We start from the raw sequence: 10,177 nt of genomic DNA, 5'->3' as shown, positions 1-10,177 counted from the left end.
GGCGGAGTCGTACACGTCGCCGAGCTTTTCGAGCTGGCCGCCGGTCTGGGTCAGGGCGTAGCCGATGATGGGGGAGTCGGCTGCCATGGCGTCGAGCCAGCTGACCGTCGCCCGCTCCAGCCTCATCTCTAAAGGCCTTATCTACGCCCCCGACCATGGTGCCGTCCGCTTCACCGTTCCCGGCATGTCAGGCTTCATCAGCCGCCAGTTCGAGGAGTAGCCACACAGGACGGCTGTATCCGGTTCGCTGGGGGCTGACCGCGCACGCCCCGGAGAACTGCTGGGCCCGGCGGTCCCAGGGTTGGGAACGCCCATCGCTCCTTGAGTTTGGCTCACCTATCGGAGCGGATGGCTGAGACTTAGCTGCCGGGCGTGGAAGTCGAAGTGAAGGGTGGGGTAGGCGTAGACGTCGTTGAGGGTCATTGACGACGCGAAGAACGGATCCCACCGGTCCGGAAACGGCATCGACCGTGACAGCGACGTGGGGCTCTCGCGTTCCAGCCGGCGGCTGATGGCGGTGATGGTTTTATCGAGCTTCCGGCCCATTCGTTGCTTGTTGTAGACGAGGGCTGCGCCGCGGGATCCCCAGTAATTGATGACGTCGAACGGGCGTGTGCCCGCGTTCAGGACGGCGGCGAAGGCCTTACCGGCGGGTTTGGGGAGCCGGCTGATGATGTGGACGAGCGGAAGCAGGGCGCGGACGATCATGTAGCCGAAAACCATATGGAAGAGCAGTTCTTCGTTGGTCCACAGTGTGCCGTTACTCCTGCGGCGAAGGTCAGTGGCGGTTGCGCGCTCCAGCCAGGTGTTGAGGTCGGCGCGCGCGCGGCTGTATTCGGCCAGGATGTCTGCTGTGGTCGGCTCCACGTCGCGCCCCTCCGTCTAAGGCCCGCGGCCGGCACCGGGCGGGTCCGCATGCGTTGTGCCTGGCTTCATTATGCCCGTGACGGACCGGCTGACGGTGATAAGGGCAATGACAGCAATTGCTCTTTCCTGTGGCCGGGAGCCGGGCCGTTCGCCGTTCAGATGGCGGGGGAGCGGCGTTCGATCAGGATGGTGTCGCGCCACTGCCCGGTGAGCGGTCCGTGGGTCATGCGGGCGATGCGGCGTCTGCGGCCGATGACGACGTAGCCGTTGGCGAGGTGGAGTTTGAGGCTGGCTTCGTTTTCGGGGAAGACGCTGGCCTGGATCGTCCAGATCCCGTCAGCCTCTGTGGAGTCTGCCAAGGCCCGCAGCAGCGCTGTGCCCAGGCCTTGCCCGCGTGCCACGGCTGCGATGTAGACGGAGTGTTCGATCACGCCCGAGTAGACGGGACGGGCGGAGACGGGGGAGACGGCGGCCCAGCCACGGATCCTGCCGTCTGTGGTTTCGGCGACGAGTCGGTGGCGGGGCAATCTCGAGGTGTTGAACCGCTCCCAGTCGGGCGCCTCTGCCTCGAAGGTGGCGTGGCCGCTGGCGATGCCTTCCTCATAGATCCGATGGACGGCCGGCCAGTCGGAGGGCTCCATGGTCCTCAGCTTCACCGTGGATGTCACAGATTCGCCAGGATGCGGGCGACGTCGTCCAGTGCGCCGGGGACGAGCGAATAGTAGGCCCACGTGCCACGCTTTTCGCGGTGCAACAGACCCGCATCCACCAGGATTTTCAGGTGGTGGGAGACCGTGGGCTGGCCCAGATCCAGCGGTTCGGTCAGGTCACAGACGCAGGATTCACCGGAGGCTTCGGCCTTGACGATGGAGAGCAGCCGCAGCCGGTTCGGATCGGCCAGCGCCTTGAAGACCAAGGCCTTCTGCTTCGCCTCCTCAGCGCCCAGGGCAGGTGCACCCGCCGAGGCGCAGCAGGCTTCATCCGTGGCCGGGGCGAGTATGGGCAGCAAGTTCATGTACCCATTATGCCCCAACATTGATAATCATCAATATAAGGGCTGCTGTGCCCCGGGGGTGGGTGCGGCCCCGGGCCGGGCCCTGTTCATGCGGAGCCGCAGGCGGTCGGTCCGCCAGGTGCCGGCGAGGGCTAGGAGCTGGTCGCCTTGGAATGATGCGGGAGAACGACGTCGTCCGCCGCGCGGTCCGCGGAGGGGAACAAGATGAGGAGGAGTCCAAGTCCTGCCGCCGCGCCGATCAGCTGCGCTACCACGAAGCCGGGAACGGACGCCGGGGCGATGCCCGCGAAGGTGTCACTGAAGATGCGGCCGACGGTTACGGCCGGGTTCGCGAACGACGACGAGGAAGTGAACCAGCACGCGGCTCCGATGTAAGCGCCCACCGCCGGCGCGGCGAGGACGCCCCGGTTGGTGGCGGCCAGGGCGAAGATCAGCAGGACGAGGCCTGCGGTGGCGACGACCTCGCCGAGGAGATGCCCGGTGGTTGCCCGGTCCTTCGCGGAGCTGGAAGTGCCCACCTCAAACATGGCGTTCGCCACGACGCTGCCGCTGACTGCACCCACTGTCTGCGCAACGATGTACGTGCCAAGTTCCGGCAGGGTCAGTCCGGCGCCGCTGCGCCGGCCCAGTACAAAGTCCGCAAGCGAGACCACGGGGTTGAAGTGGGCGCCGCTGACGGGACCGAATACGAGGATCAGGACCGTCAGACCCAGCACCGTGGCGGTGCTGTTCTGGAGCAGCTGCAGGCCGACGTCGTTGGGGGAGAGCTGCTGGGCGGCGATCCCGGAGCCGACGACGATCATCACGAGCAAACTGGTGCCGAGCAGTTCGGCGACGGCACGGCGCCACAGCGGCGGTTGTTGAGAAGTCATACCAACAGCTTGACTCAAGACATTTACTCAGTCAAAATTGAATCAATGAACACTGACTCAGTTGAAGTCTTTCGGGCGCGGGTCGCCAAGCACGCGGCCCTCGCGGATCCTGCGCGGCTGCGCATCGTGGACCTGCTGACCTTGGGAGACCTTTCCCCCACCGAGCTGCAGGCTGAACTCGGGATGCCGTCAAACCTGCTTTCCCACCATCTGCGCACATTGGAAGGCGCGGGCCTGGCGACCCGCCACCGTTCGGAGGCGGATAAGCGCCGCAGCTACATCCGGCTCGCCGCAGGGGCGTTGGAAGGGCTGGCTCCCGGCCGCGAACACGGAGCCCGCCGCATCCTTTTCGTCTGCACCCGGAACAGCGCCCGGTCCCAGCTGGCCGTCGCACTCTGGAGCCAGGTCAGCGAAATCCCCTCGATCTCTGCGGGTACGCACCCCGCCGACCGCATCGCCCCGGGCGCCATGGATGTCGCCCGCCGCCACGGCGTCGCTCTCGCGGACCTTCCCCCGCGCCGGCTGGATGAGGTGGCGCACGATGAAGACTTCGTCGTGACCGTGTGCGACAACGCCCACGAGGAAATCCCCAACCTGGGAGGGATCCACTGGTCCGTTCCGGATCCGCTCCGGCTGAACACCGAGGACGCCTTCGATGGCGCCTTCACTGACATCGCCCGGCGCATCAGCGACCTCGCACCCCGCCTCCACGCCGCCCTGAAACCCGCAACCCACACATATTGACAAATATCGATCTATTGTTCGATACTGCATGCATCGGCAAACATCAATGTCTGGTCAGTAAAAGTGGTGCGGGACGACGACCTCATCAAAACCGATCCACACCTAACTGATTCCAGGAGTAACCCGTGAGCACCGAAACCGCCAAGAAGCCCTCCGTCCTGTTCGTCTGCGTCCACAACGCCGGCCGCTCCCAGATGGCCGCCGCGTTCCTCACCACCCTCGGGGAGGGCCAGATCGAGGTACGCTCCGCCGGTTCCCAGCCCGCGGACAAGGTCAACCCGGCCGCCGTCGAGGCCATGGCCGAACTCGGCATCGATATGTCCGCCGAAATCCCGAAGATCCTCACGACCGGGGACGTGAAGGAATCCGACGTCGTGATCACCATGGGCTGCGGCGATGAATGCCCGTACTTCCCCGGCAAGCGTTACGAGGACTGGGTCCTGGAGGACCCGGCCGGGCAGGGCGTGGACTCCGTCCGCCCGATCCGCGACGAGATCAAGACCCGCATCGAGGGACTCATCGCCTCCCTCACGCCCGTCGCCAAGTAACCAAGTTCCGAGTACCAGGAGATCTTCGTGAGCACCGAACAGCTGATCATCATCGGGTCCGGCCCCACCGGCTACACCGCAGCCATCTACGCAGCCCGGGCCGGGCTGAAACCCCTGGTCCTCGCCGGGTCGGTCACCGCTGGCGGTGCCCTGATGAACACCACCGAGGTGGAAAACTTCCCCGGATTCCCCGGCGGCATCCAGGGACCGGAGCTCATGGACGGACTGCAGCAGCAGGCCGAAAAGTTCGGAGCCCAGGTGGTCTTCGACGACGTCACCGAAGTCACGCTGACCGGACACCTCAAGCGCGTCGTCACCGGCGCCGGCGAGACCCATGAAGCCCCTGCGGTCATCCTCGCCACGGGTTCCGCCTACAAGGAACTTGGCCTGCCCGAGGAGAAGAAGTTCAGCGGCCACGGCGTCTCCTGGTGCGCCACCTGCGACGGCTTCTTCTTCCGCGAACAGGACATCATCGTGGTCGGCGGCGGCGACTCCGCCATGGAGGAGGCCACGTTCCTGACCCGCTTCGGGAAGTCCGTGACCGTCGTCGTCCGCAAGGGCGAACGGCGGGCCTCCCGCATCATGGCCCAGCGCGCCAACGACAACCCCAAGATCAGCTTCGCCTGGAACTCCGCCATCACCAAGATCCACGGCGACGGCAAGGTCACCGGCGTTGACCCTGACCGACACCCGCACCGGAGAAACCCGCGAACAGGCCGCCACCGGGATCTTCGTCGCCATCGGCCACGTGCCGCGCACCGAACTCGTGACCGGCCAGGTGGAGCTGGATAACGAGGGCTACATCAAGGTCGACGCGCCCACCACGGTCACCAACCTCACCGGCGTCTTCGCGTGCGGGGACGCCGTGGATCACCGCTACCGCCAGGCCATCTCCGCCGCCGGCACCGGCTGCGCCGCCGCGCTGGACGCCGAGCGCTACCTCGCCGCGTTAGAGGACGCGGACAGCATCGCCACGGCCCTGGTCGAAGAACCCACCCACGCCTGACCCCGAACGGAGAGGGGGTGAGCTGAATGAAGACAGGATGTTGCGGCCACGGTTGCTGCGACGACGATCAGGACTTCTGCTAACCCCCGACCTCCTGCCGGCCCCACCAGGGGCCGGCAGGTGCCTCCCAAAAGAACCGCCACACTTACGGATGAAACAGAGGAAACCATGGATTCAGCGAAGAACCTTCCCGTTGCAGTGATCGGCGCCGGTCCCGTGGGCCTGGCCGCCGCGGCCCACCTGATCGAACGCGGCCTTGAACCGCTGATCTTCGAATCGGGCCCCTCCGCGGGCGCCGCGATCGAGCAGTGGCGCCACATCCGGCTGTTCTCCCCGTGGCGGTTCAACATCGATGCCGCCGCCGTCCGCCTGCTCGAAGCCTCCGGCTGGGAATCGCCCCGGCCCACGGCCCTGCCCTACGGCGGGGAACTCATCGACCAGTACCTGACCCCGCTGGCCGCTCTCCCTGCTATCAGCTCGCAGTTGCAGACCGGTGCCAGGGTTATCGCGGTCACCCGGGCCGGTATGGACAAGACCCACACCCGCAACCGCGAGAGCACACCGTTCGTCGTCCGGGTCGAGCATAAGGATGGCGAAACCCGCGACCACACCGTGGCAGGGGTCATTGACGCCTCCGGCACCTGGTCCACCCGCAACCCGCTGGGCACCTCCGGGCTTCCCGCCATCGGCGAAGACACCGCCGCGGACCGGATCTCCGCCCCGCTGCCCGACGTGACCGGCCGTGACCGGGCAGCGTTCGCCGGCCGCCTTGTCCTGGTCGTTGGCGCCGGCCACTCCGCCGCCAACACCCTGATCAACCTCGCCGACCTGGCCAAGGAAGAACCGGGCACCCGGATCCTGTGGGCGGTCCGCGGCGAGTCCGCCTCGAAGGTCTACGGCGGCGGCGACGCCGACGGACTGCCCGCCCGCGGCCAACTCGGCGCCCGCCTGCGCCGCCTCGTCGAGGCAGGAACCATCCAACTGCACACCGGCTTCGGCATCAGCTCGCTGAAATCCCTCGCCTCGCACGTCACCGTCGGTTCCGTGGACGGCCGGACCCTCGAGGCCGACATCGTGGTGTCCTGCACCGGGTTCCGCCCGGACCTGGACATCCTGCGTGAACTCCGGCTGAACCTGGACCCGGCCGTCGAAGCACCCACCGAACTCGGCCCGCTGATCGACCCTGAATTCCACTCCTGCGGCACCGTCCCCCCGCACGGCGCAGCATTGCTGGCGCACCCGGACCAGGACTTCTACATCGTCGGCATGAAGTCCTACGGCCGGGCGCCGACCTTCCTGCTCGCCACCGGCTACGAGCAGGTCCGCTCCGTGGCCGCCGCCCTGGCCGGTGACCGCGAGGCCGCGGACACCGTCCAGCTCGAACTCCCCGAAACCAGCGTCTGCTCCTCCGACGCCGGCACCAGCTGCGAAGCCCCCGCCGCAACCACAGCACCCGTCGAGTCCTCGTGCTGCGCCGCTCCGGAGCCGGTGCTCGTCGGCTTCCCCACCGGACTGTCCCACGGCCGCTCCGGCGAGAACAACTGAACCGGACTTCCCTGCCATGAACCACCCCTGTGGAGCGCTGAGATGACTGAATCCCACGAAAACCGGCAAGAATCCAGCCGCGGGCTGCAGGAGAATACCGAGCTGCTGCACCGCATCAGCAACCGCCTCACCGACAAGTTCGCCGGCGTCTTCGCCGCCGAAACAGTCGAACGCTACGTCTTTGAGACGTACACGGCCCTGGCCCGGACCGCGAAGATCACCACCCACCTTCCGGCCACCACCGAACACTTCGCCAACGACCGGCTCACCGCGCTGGCCAAATCCAAGGGCGCCGTCGCCTCCGAGGTCCCCGAAGTGCTGTTTGTCTGCGTGCAGAACGCCGGCCGATCCCAGATGGCCGCAGCCCTGCTCACCGTCGAGGCCAAGGGCCGGATCCACGTCCGCTCCGCCGGCTCCCTGCCGGCGGCCGAACTGGACCCCGCCGTCGTCGCGGCGATGGCCGAGATGGGACTGGACCTGACCAGGGACTACCCCAAACCCCTCACTGACGACGTCGTGCGCGCCTCGGACGTGGTGATCACCATGGGCTGCGGTGACTCCTGCCCGATCTACCCCGGCAAACGCTACGAGGACTGGGAGCTGGCAGACCCGGCCGGACTGCCCGTTGCGGCCGTGCGGATCGTCCGAGACGCGATCCACGACCGGGTCAAGGCATTGGCCGCATCACTGCTCCATGACCCCAGCTCAGAGAAGGAAGAATCAAACGCATGACCGAGACCACGAAAACGCCCAGTGTCCTGTTCGTCTGCAGCAAGAACGGCGGCAAATCCCAGCTCGCCGCCGGACTGATGAACCAGCTCGCCGATGGGAGGGTCACGGTGCACTCCGCCGGCACCAAACCCGGTCAGTCGCTGAATCCCCAGGCCGTGGAGTCGCTGACCGAACTCGGCATCGACATCACCGGCGAACACCCCAAGCCCGTCACCGACGAGGTCCTGGACACGGTCGATGTCGTCATCGTCTTGGGCACCGAAGCGAAAGTCGAGCCACACGAAGGCACCCGCTTTGAAGTCTGGGAACGGACGAGCCCTCCGAACGCGGCATCGAAGGCATGGAACGCTTGCGCCTGGTCCGGGACGACATCAAGGCCCGGGTCCAGATGCTTCATGCGGAGCTGACCGGGAACTAGGCCATGGCCGCCCCGGCGTTATCCCGGACACTGGTCGCGCCGCACCACCACGGCCTGACCTCAGGACCATTGTGGGCCGGACAGGGTTCCCAAACTGGACAGCTCTCATCGCAGGCCGTCCGCGGGAGGACCGGCTATCCAAGGAAAATGGCACACCGGGCAAACTGAGCCAACAGTTGTACGCTCTCAACATGAGGGAGGCCGGTGAGGGGCGCAAACGATCGGAGCCTCGGATGACTCGCGGCTCCTTCCGATTTATGTTGTGCATCTGGGCAGGCCAAACCGTCATTAGTGTCCTGCTCGCTCTGGATGCCCTGGTATGGCGGAGCCCTTGGGACCCTCCATCCTTCTTCCTGGCTTTGGGACTCTTCATTGTCACTGCGATCTACCTCGGCTACCGGGGTCGACGCCGGGCCAGTCGGCGGCTACCAAACTATTTCCACCATCGCGGTGTTCAGGCCGGATCCGACGCCCATGCACAGCACACGGTCTCCGGTCCCGAGGGTCTGCGCTTCGGCCGCGAGGGTCATGGGGAGGGAAGCCGGGCCCACATTGCCCCAGTGCGGGAACGTGATCGGCACCTTCTCCGGGTCCAGGTCAATGGCGTCGATGATGGCCTGGGTATAGGCATTGCTCACCTGGTGCGTGACGTAGCGGTCCATCGAGGCCCAGTTCCACTCGGGCTGGGCCTCGTGCCAGGCGTCGACCACCAGCTGCAGGCCGCCGTCGAGCAGGCCCTTGGTGTCGGTGGCCATGCCGTCGATGCCGCCCACGCACAGTTCATGGTGCTCGGTGCCGGCGCGCATCACGCCGCCGAGGACCCGGTGCGCCCCGGGGTGCCGGTCCGCCGGGCCCAGGACCGCCGCAGCGGCTCCGGAACCCAGGGTGAGTGTGGCGAACTCGCGGTTGAAGTCCTCGCGCGTCGTCTCGGGGCGCTGCAGCCGCGCTATGGTGGCCTCCTGCGTGGCTTGGGCATCCTCTCCGTTGACAATCACCGCGTACTTGATCTGGCCGGAGTCGATCATGTTGGCCGCCAGGGTGATGCCGTTGACGAAGCCGAGGCAGGCGTTGGCGAGGTCGAAGTTCATGGCCGAGGACGGCAGGCTGAGTCCGTGGTGGATCTTCACCGCGACGGACGGTTCGAGGTTGCGCCGGGTGACCGAGGTGTTGATCAGCAGGCCAACCTCGGCCGCTTCGATGCCGGACTCGGCCAGGGCCTTCGCACCCGCCTCGATGGCGGCGTCGTCGAAAGATGTCCCGGGGGCCCACCAGCGCCGGTGCGTGATGCCGGCGACCCGTTCGAGTAGCTTCGGCGGGATCTTCAGCCGCCGCAGCGTCAAAGCCAGCCTGCGGTCGAAATCCGTGGAACTGACGATCGTCGGAGCTTGGACGCTGCTCACCGAAAGCAAGGCGGTGTTGCTGTGCCGGAATGTTGCATTCCCTACCAATTCAGGCCCCTGTTCGTGTACGTCCTGCGCTCCGGCGGCTGACTGCACCTTCAAGCACAAGCCCAAGAGCTTAACTATGCGCGGTTTCTCCATATTCTGCGGCGCTACGCTCAACTTCCTGTGTGAACCCGCTGAAAAGAACCCGACCCGCGGTCGACGGTGAGCCGGCAAGGCTGAGGCTGGAACCACGGGGAACTTCTCCGACCCGGCCAGCTGGATCGTTTGGGACGCAACACCCGGCACGTCCTCGATGTCATCGAGACTGTCCGGGAACAGGGAGCGGGTTTCCGCTCCCTGACCGAAGGACTGGACACGACCGGGCCCATGGGCACCGCGATGCTGACGATCATGGCCGCGTTCGCGCAGCTGGAGCGCGACACGATGATCGAACGCACCCGGGCAGGTCTCGCCGTGGCCGCGGCCAACAACCGCCACGGCGGAAGGCCCCGCAAAGTGGACGACGCTGCCGCGGCCAGGGCCAAGGAACTCAAAGGCAAAGGAGTCAGCGCCTCCGATATCGGCAAGATGCTCGGAGTCTCCCGCGCCACGGTCTACCGTTACCTCATATAGGCGACATATAGGCGACGCGCAGAGACATCTGGCAATCCGGCAACGACATGGCCAAGTAGTGGAGAGAAGGGGAGGAGTGCCGCTCCGGTGGGGCAGGCTCAGAGCGGGGGCCAGGAACTACTGCTCAAACTCGCTGGCCCTGGTGACGGATGAGAAACCGGGTGCGCTTCTAGGGCTGGTATTACTCCTCCGTCGGAGTAAAGCCCGCACGGTCCACTTTCCGGTGGTAGTGAACTCCGGTGAGCCCGCCCAGCACGGCGCCTATCAGGGCTGTGGCGGCTACCGCGATGGCCGCAATGATGCCGCTTATACTCAGCTGCCCCTCGAGCAGTGGAAGGCGAAGGAAACTGTTGAGCGTGGTCAGGACATTGTGTTGCCCAGTAATCGCCAGCAGTGCCATCGCTGCGGCTCC

The 10,177-nt window shown here is 66.2% G+C and carries 11 protein-coding genes and 3 pseudogenes; 8 read left to right on the top strand and 6 right to left on the bottom strand.

Annotated features, from left to right (window positions below):
- Positions 1-64: 64 nt before the first annotated feature.
- Positions 65-220, top strand: coding sequence for a DUF8462 domain-containing protein (locus tag ABIB26_RS23830; RefSeq protein ID WP_502913735.1), 156 nt, complete (start codon positions 65-67; stop codon positions 218-220).
- 116 nt (positions 221-336) lie between these two features.
- Here the strand turns inward: ABIB26_RS23830 and ABIB26_RS23190 are convergent, their stop codons facing one another.
- From ABIB26_RS23190 to ABIB26_RS23175, 4 genes are all read right to left on the bottom strand, one after another.
- Positions 337-867, bottom strand: a complete 531-nt coding sequence (locus tag ABIB26_RS23190) for a DinB family protein (protein WP_354248510.1) — start codon at positions 865-867, stop codon at positions 337-339.
- A 155-nt stretch (positions 868-1,022) separates the two neighbouring features.
- Positions 1,023-1,508: a GNAT family N-acetyltransferase gene (locus ABIB26_RS23185; RefSeq protein ID WP_354248508.1), complete on the bottom strand. Its 486-nt coding sequence runs from the start codon at positions 1,506-1,508 to the stop codon at positions 1,023-1,025.
- Positions 1,509-1,531: 23 nt separating this feature from the next.
- Positions 1,532-1,882, bottom strand: a complete 351-nt coding sequence (locus ABIB26_RS23180) for an ArsR/SmtB family transcription factor (RefSeq protein ID WP_354248506.1) — start codon at positions 1,880-1,882, stop codon at positions 1,532-1,534.
- Positions 1,883-2,013: 131 nt separating this feature from the next.
- Positions 2,014-2,754, bottom strand: coding sequence for an aquaporin (locus tag ABIB26_RS23175; protein ID WP_354248504.1), 741 nt, complete (start codon positions 2,752-2,754; stop codon positions 2,014-2,016).
- 45 nt (positions 2,755-2,799) lie between these two features.
- On the opposite strand from ABIB26_RS23175, the gene ABIB26_RS23170 reads away from it, so the two are divergent.
- From ABIB26_RS23170 to ABIB26_RS23145, 6 genes and pseudogenes are all read left to right on the top strand, one after another.
- Positions 2,800-3,498: an arsenate reductase/protein-tyrosine-phosphatase family protein gene (locus tag ABIB26_RS23170; RefSeq protein WP_354248502.1), complete on the top strand. Its 699-nt coding sequence runs from the start codon at positions 2,800-2,802 to the stop codon at positions 3,496-3,498.
- Positions 3,499-3,623: 125 nt separating this feature from the next.
- A complete protein-coding gene (locus tag ABIB26_RS23165) occupies positions 3,624-4,046 on the top strand; it encodes an arsenate reductase ArsC (RefSeq protein WP_354248500.1) in 423 nt (140 codons plus the stop codon).
- A gap of 27 nt (positions 4,047-4,073) precedes the next feature.
- Positions 4,074-5,052, top strand: a pseudogene (gene trxB, locus ABIB26_RS23160) (thioredoxin-disulfide reductase).
- A gap of 168 nt (positions 5,053-5,220) precedes the next feature.
- Positions 5,221-6,597 carry an FAD-dependent oxidoreductase gene (locus tag ABIB26_RS23155; RefSeq protein WP_354248498.1) on the top strand — a complete coding sequence of 459 codons (1,377 nt, stop codon included), beginning with the start codon at positions 5,221-5,223 and terminating at the stop codon, positions 6,595-6,597.
- 42 nt (positions 6,598-6,639) lie between these two features.
- Complete coding sequence (locus ABIB26_RS23150) at positions 6,640-7,329, top strand: arsenate reductase ArsC (protein ID WP_354248496.1); 690 nt, start codon at positions 6,640-6,642, stop codon at positions 7,327-7,329.
- Positions 7,326-7,747: pseudogene (locus tag ABIB26_RS23145) on the top strand (arsenate-mycothiol transferase ArsC). The gene ABIB26_RS23150 and the pseudogene ABIB26_RS23145 overlap by 4 nt, the downstream one beginning before the upstream one ends.
- Before the next feature lie 425 nt (positions 7,748-8,172).
- Here ABIB26_RS23145 and ABIB26_RS23140 read toward each other — a convergent pair.
- Positions 8,173-9,195: a 3-oxoacyl-ACP synthase III gene (locus tag ABIB26_RS23140; RefSeq protein WP_354248495.1), complete on the bottom strand. Its 1,023-nt coding sequence runs from the start codon at positions 9,193-9,195 to the stop codon at positions 8,173-8,175.
- 222 nt (positions 9,196-9,417) lie between these two features.
- Between ABIB26_RS23140 and ABIB26_RS23135 the strand changes: the two genes are divergently transcribed.
- Positions 9,418-9,765, top strand: coding sequence for a recombinase family protein (locus ABIB26_RS23135; protein WP_354248493.1), 348 nt, complete (start codon positions 9,418-9,420; stop codon positions 9,763-9,765).
- Positions 9,766-9,946: 181 nt separating this feature from the next.
- Here ABIB26_RS23135 and ABIB26_RS23130 read toward each other — a convergent pair.
- Positions 9,947-10,177, bottom strand: a pseudogene (locus tag ABIB26_RS23130) (hypothetical protein); the annotation flags it as partial.

The organism is Arthrobacter sp. UYEF20 (genome assembly GCF_040546335.1).
GTDB lineage: Bacteria > Actinomycetota > Actinomycetes > Actinomycetales > Micrococcaceae > Arthrobacter.
Note: the sequence above shows the minus strand (reverse complement) of the source record. Positions and strands in the feature narration are given on the sequence as shown.